The sequence below is a fragment of the Cytophagales bacterium genome (assembly GCA_033344775.1).
GTDB lineage: Bacteria > Bacteroidota > Bacteroidia > Cytophagales > Cyclobacteriaceae > JAWPMT01.
Genome location: JAWPMT010000007.1, coordinates 704,271 through 720,275, shown reverse-complemented (window position 1 = coordinate 720,275; position 16,005 = coordinate 704,271). Strand labels below are relative to the sequence as shown.

14 protein-coding genes are annotated in these 16,005 nt (G+C 42.7%); 2 read left to right on the top strand and 12 right to left on the bottom strand.

The features are described 5' to 3' along the window. Nucleotides 1-34 precede the first annotated feature (34 nt). Nucleotides 35-1,813: a caspase family protein gene (locus tag R8G66_35160; protein MDW3197659.1), complete on the bottom strand. Its 1,779-nt coding sequence runs from the start codon at nucleotides 1,811-1,813 to the stop codon at nucleotides 35-37. A gap of 381 nt (nucleotides 1,814-2,194) precedes the next feature. On the opposite strand from R8G66_35160, the gene R8G66_35155 reads away from it, so the two are divergent. Then, entirely contained in the window at nucleotides 2,195-2,581 is a 387-nt protein-coding gene (locus R8G66_35155) for a hypothetical protein (GenBank protein MDW3197658.1), read from the top strand. A gap of 82 nt (nucleotides 2,582-2,663) precedes the next feature. Here R8G66_35155 and ppk2 read toward each other — a convergent pair whose 3' ends face one another. From ppk2 to R8G66_35125, 6 genes are all read right to left on the bottom strand, one after another. After that, nucleotides 2,664-3,401 carry a polyphosphate kinase 2 gene (gene ppk2 / locus R8G66_35150; protein ID MDW3197657.1) on the bottom strand — a complete coding sequence of 246 codons (738 nt, stop codon included), beginning with the start codon at nucleotides 3,399-3,401 and terminating at the stop codon, nucleotides 2,664-2,666. Beyond that, a complete protein-coding gene (locus R8G66_35145; protein MDW3197656.1) occupies nucleotides 3,401-4,438 on the bottom strand; it encodes a PepSY-like domain-containing protein in 1,038 nt (345 codons plus the stop codon). The genes ppk2 and R8G66_35145 overlap by 1 nt, the downstream gene beginning before the upstream one ends. Nucleotides 4,439-4,627: 189 nt before the next feature. Then, entirely contained in the window at nucleotides 4,628-5,815 is a 1,188-nt protein-coding gene (locus tag R8G66_35140; protein MDW3197655.1) for a cation:proton antiporter, read from the bottom strand. A 1-nt stretch (nucleotide 5,816) separates the two neighbouring features. Beyond that, entirely contained in the window at nucleotides 5,817-6,782 is a 966-nt protein-coding gene (locus R8G66_35135; protein ID MDW3197654.1) for a mechanosensitive ion channel, read from the bottom strand. Continuing rightward, complete coding sequence (locus R8G66_35130; GenBank protein MDW3197653.1) at nucleotides 6,782-9,736, bottom strand: hypothetical protein; 2,955 nt, start codon at nucleotides 9,734-9,736, stop codon at nucleotides 6,782-6,784. The genes R8G66_35135 and R8G66_35130 overlap by 1 nt, the downstream gene beginning before the upstream one ends. Beyond that, nucleotides 9,729-9,992, bottom strand: coding sequence for a hypothetical protein (locus R8G66_35125; protein ID MDW3197652.1), 264 nt, complete (start codon nucleotides 9,990-9,992; stop codon nucleotides 9,729-9,731). Before R8G66_35125 ends, R8G66_35130 begins: the two co-directional genes overlap by 8 nt. A 171-nt stretch (nucleotides 9,993-10,163) precedes the next feature. Here R8G66_35125 and R8G66_35120 point away from each other — a divergent pair, with 171 nt between their 5' ends. Further along, nucleotides 10,164-10,697, top strand: a complete 534-nt coding sequence (locus R8G66_35120; protein MDW3197651.1) for a mechanosensitive ion channel — start codon at nucleotides 10,164-10,166, stop codon at nucleotides 10,695-10,697. Here the strand turns inward: R8G66_35120 and R8G66_35115 are convergent. From R8G66_35115 to R8G66_35095, 5 genes are all read right to left on the bottom strand, one after another. Next, entirely contained in the window at nucleotides 10,694-11,539 is an 846-nt protein-coding gene (locus R8G66_35115) for a universal stress protein (GenBank protein MDW3197650.1), read from the bottom strand. The two genes, R8G66_35120 and R8G66_35115, sit on opposite strands and share 4 nt — an antisense overlap. Before the next feature lie 55 nt (nucleotides 11,540-11,594). After that, entirely contained in the window at nucleotides 11,595-12,038 is a 444-nt protein-coding gene (locus R8G66_35110) for a hypothetical protein (protein MDW3197649.1), read from the bottom strand. A gap of 296 nt (nucleotides 12,039-12,334) precedes the next feature. Beyond that, nucleotides 12,335-13,246, bottom strand: a complete 912-nt coding sequence (locus tag R8G66_35105) for a D-Ala-D-Ala carboxypeptidase family metallohydrolase (GenBank protein ID MDW3197648.1) — start codon at nucleotides 13,244-13,246, stop codon at nucleotides 12,335-12,337. Continuing rightward, nucleotides 13,246-14,856 carry a L,D-transpeptidase family protein gene (locus R8G66_35100; GenBank protein ID MDW3197647.1) on the bottom strand — a complete coding sequence of 537 codons (1,611 nt, stop codon included), beginning with the start codon at nucleotides 14,854-14,856 and terminating at the stop codon, nucleotides 13,246-13,248. Before R8G66_35100 ends, R8G66_35105 begins: the two co-directional genes overlap by 1 nt. 191 nt (nucleotides 14,857-15,047) lie before the next feature. After that, nucleotides 15,048-15,998 (bottom strand): calcium/sodium antiporter, encoded by a 951-nt coding sequence (locus R8G66_35095; GenBank protein ID MDW3197646.1) that lies wholly within the window; start codon nucleotides 15,996-15,998, stop codon nucleotides 15,048-15,050. Between the last annotated feature and the right edge of the window lie 7 nt (nucleotides 15,999-16,005).

The window sequence follows — 16,005 nt, the reverse complement described above, 5'->3', positions numbered from 1 at the left end:
TATTGATGATATAGGTCTCATAATGGTCAATCTGTTATTCGCAAGCCCTCCAATATCCTTTGTCGCATGCTTCCTGTATTAGTCTCTGTCCCTTGTATTTGTCTTTTTTCACACCATTGAAGCCATACAAATAGTTCTTTCCTAATTCATGCGCATAGAACCCATTGTCAGTTTCAGCGGCTTTAGTCAACCATTCTATCCCGATTTCTTTTGTGTATTTGGACTGATTTACCCAGTCCTTATTTGCTTTCAAACAGTACAACTCGTAAATCCGGTACATCGAAGAAGTATACCCTTCATTTCCTGCTTCCATATAAATTTCAATGGCCTTCGAAACATCATAAGGTCGGGATTTTGGATAATCTCGGTATTTATGTGTTGGATCATAACTTTTCACATCGTAACTCCGGCCGAGGTAATGTTTTCCTATCAGATGACCGTCATCGTAGACCTGTTGATAGATGGCCCTGGCTTTTTCCAAATCGGGTGCACCAGCATGCCCATACTTGATCTGGAAGGAGTCTCGTTCTGTGATCCAGCCATATTCATACAATTCACCGAGATTGACGGTAGCCTGTACATCACCTCCGGCACTTGCTTTCTCAAACCAAAATTTGGCCAGTTCAAAATCTTCCAAATCAGACCAGCTCCCATCCCTGTAGATTTCCCCAAGGTACATTTGGCTACTTAGGCTTCCTTGTTCGGCAGCTTTCGTATACCAGTAAATGGCCTTTCGCCAGTCCTGTTCTACTCCTTGAGATTTATGATGCATCCAACCAGCATAAAGTTGTGCACCCCTATGACCCTCATTTGCGGCTTTTTCAAACCATTTATAGGCTTCTCTATAATTTTCCCCTCCTCCTTTATCATGGATCTCTTCACCTTTTCGATACCATTGTTCTGCTTCCGTAATGGTGATCTGGGGTTCCGGGCAACCGTTTCTTGAGGCCACTCCAAATTCATAAGGACAATCGTCTTCCCGGTCAATGATACCATCTCCATCACTGTCTGTATTAACAACGACTACCGGATCAGGAACTGGTGCTTCGCCAAAACACACTTTATCGAATAGCTGACCATAGCTTGCCGGAATTTGATCGGCGTTGTATTCGAAAATTCGTTTTGAAACCACTCGTTTAATGTCAGATAAACAAGCTCCTTGTTTCAGTTCCTGTATAAAGTATTCAATGTAGGGGTTGTCATCCCTGACCACCGCTCCTTTAGCGGTTGTAAAAAATATCTCGGCATTTCTGGGTGCGCTTACATCGCCGAAGCCACTATTTGAACCAGACCTATCTGCAGATGACCAATTGACAGCAAATGGATTGTTTCTGCAGGCATCCAGTACGATCACTTTTGGGGTGTGGGGGTCGTTTACCTTCTTAAGCACATAGTCCACATTGATCGCATGTACTTCCACATCATCTTTGGAACTGGGTTGGGCATCAACCGGGATCAGGTAGTTTTCGCCATCAATTTGGAAACCGTGACCCAGATAGAAGATCATGGCGAACTCGTAGTTCCGAAACTTATTAGAAAAATCATCCAGTACGGATATCATTCTCATTCGGTTCAGATCGTGACCTACCAAAACGTCAAAACCTTCCTCTTGTAATTTCCGCTCCAACTTACTCGCCATTGGAATGGGTTGTTCCAGGGATCCAGCACTTTCGTAGGTATTATTCGCAATAATTAGGGCGATACGTTCTTTCTTTTCGGCATTTACTACGGTCCAATTCCGGTAGTATTGATTTTGTGCATGTACGGATACCATACAAGCCAGCAGAAAGTAGGCGTCTAAAAAAACTCTCATAAGGTTAACTCGGTTTGGCGATTTTAAGATAATTGAAAAAATCAATTTGCAATAACAACTTGAAGTGACAGGGGATAATTGTTGAATTCATCAACTGGATTTGGAAACAGTAACTTCCACAAGCTCCACCATATTATGCAAATGTGGAAAAGTGTTGACCTTACTGCGAGGATATTACGCAATGCCTATCTGAAAAAGCATGCTATCAAGCTTTCTCAAGTAGCTTATCTCATTGTACTCGGAAAGGAATAAGGAAAGTCAGTTGCAATTTTCAACTCACCTACAATATGGTTCTATTGGCCGAAATGACCCATGGAACAGGTCCACACCATCCAACGTTCTGCGTATATTTCATCAACATTTGAAAAGTCCTGATCAACCATGTACAAGATTGAAGTGAAAAGTTATGGGATCAAATTAACCTTCGAAGGGTTTATTAGCCCGGAGGAGATGCAGGCCTATAAGGATGAATTCAAAACAACCCTGGATTTGGTACCACACCAATTTGGATTATTGGCGGATATGCGCAGCATGAAACCTCTTCCAGCGGAAAGTCAGGCCATTCTAAGTGCGCACCCGGAATGGACCGCTACCCGAATTGTGCGTTCTGCGACGATCATTGATAGTGCACTGGTCAAAATGCAATCCCGAAGACTGTCAAAAGAATGGAAGCAAGATTCAACAAAAAGGTACATTGATTCTACCCAATATCAAGATTGGGAACATCGAGCTGAAAAATGGATCAAGGATGGTATAGAGCCCGAATGACTTATAAAACAAGTAAAATTACCTTATGATAGATAAAGGAAGTTGTCTCTAATTCTTTTTGACTTCAAGGTCAGATTGAAGTTTAACCAATGACTTTGATCCGATTGGAACCGGGGATCAGTCGTTCTCCGGTTTCTCCTTTTTCCGGGTAGTCAAGAGAGTTGAGAACATACCTCATCGCCTCCAGGCGCGCAACGTCCTTGTCATTTCCATTTATTACGATCCATGGGCTCCCTTCCCAACTGGTCCTTTTGAACATCTCGTCTTTGTAACCGGTATAATCATGCCATTTCAATTGGGCCTGCATATCTACGGTACTCAATTTCCACTTTTTAAGAGGATCTGTCTGGCGTTGTTCCAGTCTTCTTTTTTGCTCCTTAAGCTCGATTGAAAACCAAAGCTTGAAAATATGAACACCATCTCTTACCAGCATCTTCTCTAACATCACTACCTGCTGCATGAAACCTTCATACTGATCTTGGCTACAAAACCCCATTACCGGCTCTACCACTGCTCTGTTATACCAACTACGATCGAAGAATATGATTTGACCCGGATCAGGCAATTCCTTCAGATACCTTTGAAAGTACCACTGTCCTTTTTCAATATCATTTGGTTTAGACAGAGCCACTATTCTGTATCCTCTTGGGTTGATAAATCGGACAAATCGCATGATTGCACCACCTTTTCCTGCGGTATCACGGCCTTCAAAAAGAATAATCACCCGTTGACCAGTATCATGGACCCACCGCTGCATATTGATCATCTCCACCTGCAAATTGACGTACTCCGGATGATTCTCTAAAGAGTGTATTTCCATTAGAATAGGCCGTAAGTACCTTGATCGTTCAACAAAATAATGCGTGGCTCACCCTTAGAAGTCGCATAAATGCGATAGATGAAACGTCCATTTTCACGATCAATCCTGTCATGCTCCTTGTCAAACTTCCAGTCCTGATAAAGTTTCGCCTTCATTTCAGATCTAATGGCTTCAGGAAGTTCTTTTTTAGAAATCACCTCGGCAATCTCCAGAAGGTCTCCATAAGACGAATAGGTAGCCCTATACTTTCCACTTTTACTTTCCAGAACGGCCTGATAGAATACAGGCAGCGTTAAATCATAGTAGCTTCGAGTATCACCAGTGGCGAAGGGATCATAAAATCTGGTGTGCTCAGACCATTCAATGATAGAAACATTAACGTGATTCTTTCTGACCTTATTTTTGACCACTACAGGCACATTGTTTTCGTCGACAACTTTGTGATTTCTTGATCCTGGTGCCCGTTTCAATTTAGCATTGGCATTAGCTGCAAAATTCAAGTCATTGTTAAAAGTCATTGTTTTCGACAACTTACCCTCCTGATCAAAAAACAGGATACGATTCTTCTTTCCCTGGTTCAACCAGACTTTGAAATAACTTCCTTGAACACCCGCTTTTGTCAGTCGTTCAATTTTAATCAAAGACCAGTCTGAATAACCTTTCTCTGTAAGAAGACCCTTCGCCTGTTCCGGTAATGCAATAGCCTGTACCTCACGGGAGGTCACCTGTATCACTCCGGTCCGATCATAGACTTTCCTGATTTTACCTTTGTCATCGGCAAATCGAACCTCATAATAATCCGGGACATGATTGGTCCATAGGATTGGAAAGTACATGGGGGTTGCACCTTGCTCATTCTTCCAATACCGATTGGGATATGGATACCATACTTGACCGCTAACTTGTGGATGCTGTGCTTTGAATTTTTCAACGACCTTCTTCCTGACCTTTTCCTCGGGCATTCGATTAGGTTCGTTAGTTTGGGCCGACACAGCCAGCATCCAGAAGCTCAAAGCAGTAAATAGCACGTTTCTCATCGTATTTTTATTTGATCGGACAGTAATGATTTCACAATCAGTTCAAGGCCGGATAGTTCTATTATTCTTGAGACGTTGTTCAGTCAAATGGTCACTTATAAAGCTCCATTCAACAAAAACAATCCGGATGTTGTAGTTGGAATTAGATGCTGCGTTGAACTGCAATCCCGATCAAGATGAAATCCAAGGTTAAATAGGCAACTTATTAACCTCAACCCCCCACAAGTTCTTTGCAAATAAGGCCCAGAATGGGCTGATGAAAATGGTGACGGAGATCACAATGATCGTCAACTGATAACTGAATAGGGAAATGATCGCTGAATGATACCCAAGTGAAGCAAGAACAAAACTGAACTCGCCGATTTGTGCAAGTAGCGAACCACCGTATAAACTTTCTCTCCAGGAACTACCAAGAAACCTTAAAGAAATGGTATTGATCCCGTGATTGGACACATATACGCCCAATACAACCAATAGGATCGTTAACCAATGCTCCGAAAAAAACGTGAGGTCGATCAACATGCCAATGGATAAAAAGAAAACTGAAATCAGCACTACGCGAAATGAATGCAGGCTATCGTGGAGCCATTTAGTAGAAGGCGATGCATGTACAAAAAGACCCGCAACAAACGCCCCCAGGCCCGCTGAAAGTTGAAATAAGGACGTTATGAGTGCCAACCCAAAACATACGATCAGACTTGCGAATACCTGCAACTCGTGATCACTTTTCAGTTTATCCGCAAACGGCAATTTGATGGTTTGTTTTTTAAACAGGAAAATCAGAAATGACACGATCAATACTCCTCCCACCACCTGAAGAAGGATTTGTTGTATGGATACCTCGGCTCCTCCAAGAAACGACATCAAAATGATCATGGGTACTATAAGGATGTCCTGCGTCAATAGAATACTGATCACATTTTGACCGATCTTCGTTTTGTTCAATTGATTGTCTTCCATCAGTTTGATTACCACAGCAGAGCTACTGATGGAAATGATGAACCCTAATAGCAAAACACGTTTAAACGACCAGTCGAAGTATAGGCCAAGTAAAAGGATAAGCACAATACTGAAAATCACCTGCATTCCTGTCCCGAAAAGAGCTACTCGCCATTTGCTGACAAAATCCTTGAGAGAGATTTCCATTCCAATAAAAAACATCAGGATCACCAGCCCCAATTCCCCAATTACCTCAGCAGTTTCCAATTCTGTGACCATCTGAAAGCCATGTGGTCCAAGGATCACACCTGTCATGATATACGCAATGATATAAGGTTGATTGATCCGTTTTAATATCAAGCCAAATACGACGATCAAGCCACTAATACCTAGCAGCAAATTCAGTTCATGCCCTAATGCTCCACTGAGTAATATCATTTCAATCCGTTTTTATCAGTTTTTCTTCGAGAAGGGTTTTTGTGGCTCGCTCTACCAACTCACTTTTGAATCGGAATTCGTCTCTTATATCCGATACATAAGCTTTGATTTTCATCTTGATCATCGTTTTACCTGCGGGCAGGAGTTCTTGTGTAAAAATGACCCCAACAGGTTTATTTAAGTAAATAAAGGTAGAAACCTTCGCTGCCTCTATACCAATCTCTTTGGCTCTTTGCAGGTCGGCATTCAGAGGTAAAAACACTTCCGCAGATACCTGGCAATTGGACTCGCCTGCATTCGCATTGGAAACTGAGTGATTCATGATTTCGCTATTGGGTACACTCACAAGGTTATCATCTGGTGTGATGATGCGTGTTGACCGCAACCCGATTTCTACTACCTCGCCATAATGACCTCCAACTTCAATTTTATCCCCGGACTTGAAAGGTCGGTCCAATAAGATCACTATTCCTCCAAAAATATTTTTCAGAATATCCTGGGATGCAAAACCCACGGCCACTCCGATCGAGGCTGAAAAAGCCAGCAAAGTAGCAGCAGGTGGTTGAAAGATTCCCGCTACGATTAAAAACACAACAGTGATCCAACCAAAAATCTTTACTACTGGTATGAAACTGCGAATGGTGATTCTGTACCGTGCATTCCTTTCGGCAAAAAGCACAAGCGTTTTGATTGAAAAACGGATGAACAAATACCCGATCAAAGCCAACACCAAAGACCAGAATATCTTGGGAAAAGAGATCAATTCCTGAATAGGTGGAGGGCTGGTAAATGAATTACTTTGATTGATATAAGATGCTGCCATGATCGTCGAGTCTTGAGAAACAGCCACAGAAGCATCATCTACCCCAAAAGCAGAAACGGAATCATTCGAGACACTATCTTCCTGGCCATGAATCGGCAAAATCAACCCAAAGGATAGGAACAAACTGAAAAGAATGAACTTCATTAGTGTACCAGGTTTTTATCTTTCAGCATGGCGACAGTACTCCGATACAACATGGGGTTAACCATGTAAATCCCATCCTTGAAAAAAAGGATCCCATCCTCTAAAAGCGACAACAGCGTCAACTGTAAGGCTCCTACTGCAACATTCAGTACACGTTCCAATTGGACTTCATCTAGCCCATCATGGATGATCAATCCATTTAACAAGTGGATCTTCTCCGAGGATAACGCACTCATAAAGCTGAAGTCCGGTTTTTTGAACTCGCCCATGAGCAGTGAATCACCCTTAACTTCCCTTGTAGAAAGTAACCAGAAAATCAATGCAAGGCTGATGTTACTATCAGCAAATCCATTCAGCGCTGCGAAAAAGTCTCGCTTCAAAATCAATTGCTGATCTTCTACCGGCAGCTTCTTGAATTTGTGATCACCAGACCTTTTCGAAGAGGGCAAAAATTGGATTTTGTAACCACTGATTCGATTGCGTTTCCAGATGATGCTCGTGACTTGCTCATCGGTTAAGGTTTGCATCGCAATTGCATAACTGAAGAAGTCATGCATCGCAATGGCTTTGGACAGATATTGCCAACTGTACAACGTAGTGGTAGTTATCCAAAACACCTCTTTACATGTCTGGTTAATAAACTGCAGGAGTATACGAATCCCAGTAAACCCTCCTACACACCGGAGAAAACTATTTTGCAGATCTTCCAATATCACCACTTTCCTGGGACCGTTTCCAAGGTAGTCCTTTACTTCTTCAACACTTTGAAAGTCTTCCTTTTTGAACACCTGGCGCAACAAATCAAGAAATTCAGATTCCGTATAAAAAGGACTGTTCAATGAGTATCGAACTACTGGATATGGATAGTTCCTTTCATGAATCGCGTAAGTAATAAATGAAGTTTGTCCTCCCCATTTCTCTCCAAAAATGATCGTCGCAGCAAACCTTCCCTTCTCCCAACTTTCAAATGCTTCACCGAGTTTTTGGAATTCGGTTTGTCTTCCTTCGAATAGCTCCAGATCCTTTAATGGCTCGATATTGTAGAGACGCTGATAGACCTGCGGAAGGCGATCAATGATGGAGCGAGAATCTACCAATAAGTCGGAAACCTCTTTATCAATCAATCTTTTACCAGGCGTCAGTAACAGACGTTCGCTGATATCTTCTACGAGATGTTCCGCTCGTAGAACAGCATTTCGAAACACAGTTGTCAGCTGCTCTTTTCTACTCTCAAGCTTCAGCCTCGTTTCCTTTTTTCGTTCCTCACGTAAGCGTGCCGACTTTGCTTTCTGGATTCTACCACGAAGTTCTCGGATATTCTCATTTTCCGTCAGCTCCATGATCCGATTACAAAACCGAAGTGTGACCTCCGCTACCTGATTGGAATGAAGCTGGAGATTTCGGTCAAGAATTTCCTTCGATTCCCGTAACCGAAGTTGAGCCCGATCTAGTCCCTCAATAGCAATTCGTCGAGATCCCTCTGCTGAATGACCGACTTCCTCGAGTACGGAAAGGGCCGCCTGAATATTGAAAGTGATGATATGGTCGATATCAGACACTTGCTCAGCCACATGCTCCAATGTCTCAAATAACCCTTTTTTAACTCCGGAAATATCGTTCTGAAACTGATCCAGTGTTTCGAAAGCTATGAGCTCATATGGAGAAATCCTCTTCAATTCTGCAGAATCCATTGGTTGATCGTAGGTCCGTGTTTTCACTACCACATGAGCCTTCGACAATTCTTCGACGTTCTTCTGAATATTGATTTCCAGTTTTGAGATCAGGTTAAAAACGTATTGGCTACTGAGTTTTTCAGTAAGCGCTGGAATAAGTTGTTGATCCAGTTGTTTTCTGGTTTGATAGTTAATCCTGGTCAGCGCTTTTTTCAGTTCTTGATCAATACCACTAAGAGAACCTTTCATTTCAGTGATCATCTGGTCGATTTCCTGAACCTCAGGCCCGATTTGTTCTCCCAGTCTTTTGATTTGAGCTCGTTGAAAATCATCAAGTTCCGCCAATGTTTGATGATGCAGTTTATAGATATCAAGATCCGATCGCCACTCCTCAAATAAGGCGTGAATCGTATTTTTCCACCTTAGCAGATGTAGGGACCATTTCGAATCAGTCTGCTGCCAGGATTTTTGCAAAGCCTTGTTCTTCAGTAAGCCATTTGCATATTCCAATGTCCCAGCCTTCATATATCCGTCTTCGAATGCTGCCACTGATTCTGCGTATATCTCTTCCCATATCGCCTGTACTTGAGAGTAAGTAACTTGAGCGAAATTTTGAATGGTCTCGTTGAGGGCAAGCGTTTCAGCTTTGTCTTCATACTCCCGATTAACCACGGCCTCTTCCCAAAGCTTCAATCTCAAATAGGTATCTGAGAGCGCTCCGAGCAACAAATGATCGACTGACTGCAAACGGAGTATTGGATTTATGTGAAAACATAACCTCGCCAAATTTCTGAGCGCCACACTATGTTGCCAATAGCCTGTCTTCATAGGGGGTTGCCTCCACTTGTTGCGTAACTTAATTGGCAGTTGATGCAGACCAAAAAGGAACTGCTTCATATACTTCAGGACCTTCAAATTTGAAGAGTCTTTTGGCTGTATCGTGAATCGATCTACGTGCTGTTCTTGATGGACTCGTGCAGGAATCTGTTCAATTGTTTCCCTCAATATAATTTCCAACTCAGGAAATCGACTGTAGAAATTCTCTTTAACGGGAAGGTGCCACATAGGGCCAACCAACTGGTATAGTCCCTGTTTATATTTAGCTATTGCCAGGTGATGTTGTATCTCTCTCTGCCGCTTGGTTTCGAATTGCCGGACAAAATCAAAAACGAGCACCATACGCTGCTGTTGCTCAATGAGCTGTTGTTTCACGAACGGCAGATAGTGTTGATCAAAACAGGATTTGAATTGACCTGTGATGCCAATAACTGTGTCATTCATAATCAGATGCTGGCTCAGATAGTTTGTCGGATGATTGGTTTTCCTTCGGATTTTTTCTCCTTCTCACAAGGCTCGGAAGCAGGCTGACGAGGGTCATTACAGATCCGGTAGCAAAACAGAGTAACATCAAAATCGTCTTTGAAATTTCTCCTGAAAATCCGACAAATCGCAACTCAACCGATTCCGCATTTTGAACGGAAAATAGTACGACCAGTATCATCGTGAACAGGATAAGAATGATTCTGAACTGTTTCATGATCTATATTGAATTATGGGCAATAATTATGCGCTTTGTTGTTGAGACTTAAAAAGGGAAAAAGGTCACTGAGAATCCGCAAATCATGATAGGAAATCACAAATTATTGAGCCCTCTTCAAGGCCTATCATAAAATAGGTTCAATTTTGCCAATAATATCTCAACGATTTCATGGAACTATTGAATGAATTAAAAGCAAACTACCCCTTTTCACAGTTGGTACTTACACTGCTAACGTTCATCATGTACCTTCTCTTCAGAAGATTCATCTCTATGGTGGTTATTCAGAGGGCAGATAAGAACAACTTTGATGACAAACGAGCCACTTACATTAAGAAGACCATCCGATGGGTCGTGTGGTTGGTGCTTATTGTATTTCTGGGGATCATATGGGAAATCTCCCTGGAAGGGCTCTCTGTCTATATTGCCTCAGTACTTACAATTGTTGGAGTTGGACTCTTCGCTACCTGGTCCATTGTCAGTAACATCACAGCATCGGTCATCCTCTTTTTCTTCTTCCCTTTCAGAATAGGATCGAGAGTCAAAATCGTTGACGGAGATAACTCGGCTGAAGGTGAAGTGATCGGACTGTCTCTCTTCTCCATTCAAATTCGAAGAGAAGATGGCCAGGACATATATTATCCAAATAACCTGGCCATTCAGAAATCCATCGTTCACCTAAAGCAGCAAACACCACCGAGTTAATCCCTGGTGGCGCTAAAGTGGTAAGTCAATACCGGCCTTTGTGAGTGTTCGGCAACCTCCTCAGCCAGTTCTCCGCCACTGATGAGGCGGCGAAGGCCAGACTTTTGGTGGATTCCCATGGCGATCAAATCGGCATTGATCTCATCGGCAAAAAAGATGATCCCATCTTCCTCATCTTCGTGATTGTAAGTATGAGTTTCAACATCGGTCAACCCGTATTTGTCTACCAATTTTCGGAACGCCACATCCGTGTCAATATCGTTGCTATAACTCTTGCGGGTATTCACTTTTACAATATGCAGTTTCGCATCAAACAGGTGTTGAATATTCTTCAATAAATTGATGAGCTTAGGATGCTCTTCTTGCAGATCCGTGGCATACAAGACCCGCTCAATGGGCTGATCCTCGATTGTTTGATTCACAGTGATAATTGGATACCGGGAAGTGCGGACGATTTTATCCGTTAACGAACCGATAAATAGATCATCTACCTCATGAATACCCTTTTCCCCCATGATGACCATGTCAACTTTTTCCACCTGGATCAAGTCATTGATAACCGTGTAAGGGTCACCAAAATCACGTTCAATTCTAATATCATAGGTGTGATAGGCCTTTTTCAGAGATTGAAGTTCTTCCTCAACTTTTCCTGAAAGTTTCACCATAAATACATCCTCCATATCCTTTTCAAGGGACTCACCCATCGAAGAAAAGGAAGCGGAAGGAGGCTCTATCACGTGAAGCAGGATAATTTCAGCTTGTGCGACATTGGCGAACTTCCGAGCCAGATGAAACGCATTAAAGGAGGCAGTGGAGAAATCAGTTGGAACCAGGATTTTCATGGAATTAGTGTTTTTTAATTGGATGTCAATACTTTTTTTGGATTCATACTACAAATCACTCCTCAGATATGAATTCACATTTGTTGCTATAGCTCACCACTTTTTGGGCACTGTGAATATCAGTTGTTGACTCTTTTCTGGCCAACACCGCGAAATAGGTGAGTTTAACCCCCGAACTTATGGCGAAGGCTTCTCTTGTTTCATAATCCGGATAGCCTTCAAGAATATGATCGCGAATGCAATACATCAATTGATCTGGTTGTAAGAAAATATATGTCTTCAACCAGTTCCCATTGCGGTCAAAAAAGGCAATTTTCTGTTCATCCACATGCGTGAACTTTACCGCCAATTGATTCTTTATGGTATCGGCCCAGGTAACTTCCGTTGCACGTTCATACCGATGTTTGAAATTCAATAAGGCTCTGGTGGGTACCTGGACTTGGGCCAATGCTATACCCCATGTAAACACTAGTGACAGAAAAAGGACTAAATGTCTCATTATCAAGCATGATTAAGAAGGAGCCCAATACTTTGAGGCTCCCTCAAACAAACCTCTAATCACACCACTATGAAGGTGCTGTTATATGATTGAGACGGATCAATAAGAAAAAGTCACTTCCCGTCGACAGAAGAGATTCATTCACACCTGCTACGCTCATGGATGGTCAGCATGACAAGAATTTTCAGTTCCTTAGGTAGCTCCTTATCGTTGTTAATGAGCATGAAAGGATTTTTCTTAGGGTTACGAATTACCATATAAATATCAATTTTGATAGAACAACGCGTTTCAAATATTTACCATCTGGCTCGTGTTCCACGTACATCTACATGTATAAACCCATGATGGCGTCCGTTCTTACGATAAAAACCAAGTCCTCCTTTGTATTTATCATAAGTTGGTTTTCCAAACTCACCTTCTACGATTTGATGAAAGACACGTACATCTTTTTCATTAATAATACCATCTCTATTGAGGTCATCCATTCGGCCGTCCCTGTCTTGATCGATGTAGATATCAGCCGCTCCACCGTATACATGTCTGCTGTACTGAACATTCTTGATAGAAGCATTGTAGAATGGGGTCCGGTAGCCACTGATGAACCCAAAGGTTTCACTTGAAATGTCATGCTCATTCACCTTTTCCAACAGGTACTCCAATTTCAATAACAGCCTTTCCCTTACTATAAGGTATTTCGGGAATGCTCCAACTTGTTTACACAAGAATTGTTTCAGGGTGAAGTGCGGTGTGAGTTGCAGGTCCTGATTTTCCATCGTCACTTCAAAGAGTCCGTCTGGTTTGTGGTAGATGGGGTTCCCCCTCAGGGCTTTCGCGGGGTAGTTTCCCAATCTGTAACCATTAAGGTATTCACCTTTCATTTGAGTAAGTGGAGTCAACACCAGAACATTCAATTTCATTGTCAGGGTGCCAAATGCCAGCCGCAAAGAATACGCTCCTGATTTTTCTGGAGCCGTAACCTGCCATCCCTGATCAGTAGGCTGCGTTAAAAGCCGATCTGAAACACAATCCAACGTCACATCGCTTGTAACACTAAATGAAGCCCCAGGCATCACAAAGACACTGAATACCTTGTATGGGTTCAGTTCTCCATTTACCTCAATAGTAAAGCCAGCTTTTTCGGTGGAGTAACTCCACACCCATGACGAGCAGACCAGCAAGATCATGAGTGTCAATTGCGTTCTCATCATTACAAGCTTGGAGGTTTTGATTTCAAAGCTTCCAATACAGGGAGATCCCTTTCATAAAGATCCTTTCTGAACTGCACCTGACCATCTTTAACCCAAGAGGTGAGGTATAGTATATGTACAGGTAATGGATGCTTCAAAATGACTGACCTTTCAATACCCTCTTTGAGCACCCCGGCAATCTTTGCTGCGTTCCAACTTTCATCTTCTTGCAAGAGATATTTAGCAAACTCCATTGGGCGGTCCAGACGAATGCAACCCGAACTAAAAGCACGATTGACCCGATTAAACAGTTCTTTCGACGGGGTATCATGAATGTATACATTATGCGCATTTGGAAACATAAACTTTACTAATCCCAGGGCGTTAGTCGGACCAGGTTGTTGTCTCAATGTGTATGGAAAATAGTTTCGAGACAATGAACTCCAATCGACAGTTTCTGGATCAACAACCTCCAGACTGCTACCTTGGCCCTTCAGAACAACCATGTTCTTAGTCTTCAAATACTCTGTACTCTTTTTGACCTCAGGTAAGATATCATCAAATAAGATCGTAGGTGGCACTGTCCAGGTAGGGTTGAATACCAGATAGGTCATTTTCCCACTGAAAACGGGTGTTTTTCTAAAAGGCTTACCAACAATTACCTTTTCCTGAAAAGTTAATGCCCCGTCTTTATAAACCTCCATCCGGTAGTTGGCAATGTTCACCATCACGTAGTGATCTCCCAGGCCTTGTGCGATCCATCTATACCTTTCCAGGTTGATCATAATTTGACCAATTCGCGTTTTAACTGATTCATTCAGTGCAACAAGGGTTGCTTTACCAATGTGTCCGTCTGGATCCAGACCATTTCGGATTTGGTAGGCCTCAATGGCCAACGAAAGCTGCTCGGTATATTCTGGAGATCTGATAAAATCCGAATCAATATCTCCTGTCTGTTTGAGGCGATCAACAATCAAGGGGACGCGATCCCAGTCTATCATACCCGGTTTTAGTGTCTCACCTTCAGGGATAACTTTCCATCCTCCTCGTGATTCAATGGACTTGTATCTCGCAAGGACTCCTTTTAAATCAGCGTATCCTTGGTGCTGTGGAGCCAAACTTGCAAACTCGTCGGCCAGATGGGGTACAAGCAAAGCCAGTTCGAGAAACTCCAGGGCATTCCCTTCGCGTCGAATCGCTTTCCATTCGCTATCCACGGTTTCGGGATTGATCTTACCGTTCAAAAAATGGCTAGCGTAAAGCAAAAAGGCGTCGGTGAGCACCAGGTCCAATTCCGCTTGCTCTATTGAACTTAAGCCATTACTAGCTTTCAAAATCGCGGCGTAGTGGTAATCAAATGGGTCCAGGCCATGTAACTCCGCATCTGCCAGAATTTGCTTAAGATCATCCAGATCATACGAACTCCAGGCAGGTTCAAAATCTCTTCTCAGGTAGAATTTAGGGAGGATCGTCTCGCAATAAATCAACTCCCCTCGAAGCTCTACTGATAGTCCAGACTGTAATTCCTCGGCTTTCTTCCTGATAAATTCATCAGGCTCAGCTTTCCCCGATAAAGAGATGCTGGTCACTTGAAAAGCCAAAAAGGTGATAAATGTTATTTTACTCTTCATGTGTATATCTATAGTTTCAAAAGACCATCAATTCAAAGCGGGGTGCCCTATAAAGGAATTCGCCTAACAGGATTCTTCGAAGATTGATGAGCCTCTGGAATTATGCTCTTTTCATGGTAGCATTTTGACGCGAGGTGTACTTTTAGGTCACCGTGTAATAGCCAAAAAATTTGCAGAAGTTAATGGTTCCACTAGTTGCGTAGGATGATAAAGATGCTGTACATCACATAACAGGCCAGGAGGATCACAGCTTCCCACCTGTCCAATTTCATTTTACCACCGGAAAACATTGCCACCATCAACAGGCCGGATGCCAGGATCATGACGAAAATGTCCTTATTCAGAGCGTTATCGTAGGCGACTGGGTGGATCACACCACTGACACCCAGAATGAATGAAATGTTAAAAATGTTGGAGCCAATTACATTACCAACAGCTATGTCCGCATTTCGCTTGAAAGCGGCCACGGAGGAGGTCACTAGTTCAGGAAGCGAGGTACCTATACTCAGGATAGTAAGAGCAATCAATGTCTCGCTCATCCCAAGTATTTCAGCAAGATTTACAGCACTTTCAGTGGTTAGATACCCACCCGATACCAGAAGAGTCAGGCCACCAACCATGAAGAGGAATAACACTCCCATGGACTTGGTTCCTATTGAGTCTTGAGTCGTATCGGTGCCTGTACTTTTAAAAATGTAAATCGCAAAGCACACGAATAACAGCAATAAAATAACCGCATCCCAACGGCTCAATAGGTCATCACTCTTGAAAAGGAGATGATCGTTCAGCAGGATCACAAGCACTAAGGATACCACAATGGAAAACGGTATTTCATAGGCTACAGAACGCCTTTCCACCTTTATAGGATAGATCAAACCAACAATGCCAAGTATAAGAGCGACATTGAAAATATTGGAGCCTATGATGTTTCCGAATACTGCTTCATTCATCCCAGCCATTGAATTGAAACTGTTCACTGTCAATTCAGGAAGGGAGGTACCGAATGCAACCACCGTAAGCCCAACTACCAAATCCGACACCCCCCATTTCCTGGCCAGCCCGGAAGCTCCGGTAACCAGCAAGTTGGCTCCGAAGATCAGCAACCCGAACCCAGCAATCAGGGTCAGAATACTCAATGCCATATTCGTC

Bases quoted from the DNA above. Each gene is read 5' to 3' on its own strand.
- R8G66_35160 (MDW3197659.1), bottom strand. From the start codon at position 1,813: ATGAGAGTTTTTTTAGACGCCTACTTTCTGCTGGCTTGTATGGTATCC.
- R8G66_35155 (MDW3197658.1), top strand. From the start codon at position 2,195: ATGTACAAGATTGAAGTGAAAAGTTATGGGATCAAATTAACCTTCGAA.
- ppk2 (MDW3197657.1), bottom strand. From the start codon at position 3,401: ATGGAAATACACTCTTTAGAGAATCATCCGGAGTACGTCAATTTGCAG.
- R8G66_35145 (MDW3197656.1), bottom strand. From the start codon at position 4,438: ATGAGAAACGTGCTATTTACTGCTTTGAGCTTCTGGATGCTGGCTGTG.
- R8G66_35140 (MDW3197655.1), bottom strand. From the start codon at position 5,815: ATGATATTACTCAGTGGAGCATTAGGGCATGAACTGAATTTGCTGCTA.
- R8G66_35135 (MDW3197654.1), bottom strand. From the start codon at position 6,782: ATGAAGTTCATTCTTTTCAGTTTGTTCCTATCCTTTGGGTTGATTTTG.
- R8G66_35130 (MDW3197653.1), bottom strand. From the start codon at position 9,736: ATGAATGACACAGTTATTGGCATCACAGGTCAATTCAAATCCTGTTTT.
- R8G66_35125 (MDW3197652.1), bottom strand. From the start codon at position 9,992: ATGAAACAGTTCAGAATCATTCTTATCCTGTTCACGATGATACTGGTC.
- R8G66_35120 (MDW3197651.1), top strand. From the start codon at position 10,164: ATGGAACTATTGAATGAATTAAAAGCAAACTACCCCTTTTCACAGTTG.
- R8G66_35115 (MDW3197650.1), bottom strand. From the start codon at position 11,539: ATGAAAATCCTGGTTCCAACTGATTTCTCCACTGCCTCCTTTAATGCG.
- R8G66_35110 (MDW3197649.1), bottom strand. From the start codon at position 12,038: ATGAGACATTTAGTCCTTTTTCTGTCACTAGTGTTTACATGGGGTATA.
- R8G66_35105 (MDW3197648.1), bottom strand. From the start codon at position 13,246: ATGATGAGAACGCAATTGACACTCATGATCTTGCTGGTCTGCTCGTCA.
- R8G66_35100 (MDW3197647.1), bottom strand. From the start codon at position 14,856: ATGAAGAGTAAAATAACATTTATCACCTTTTTGGCTTTTCAAGTGACC.
- R8G66_35095 (MDW3197646.1), bottom strand. From the start codon at position 15,998: ATGGCATTGAGTATTCTGACCCTGATTGCTGGGTTCGGGTTGCTGATC.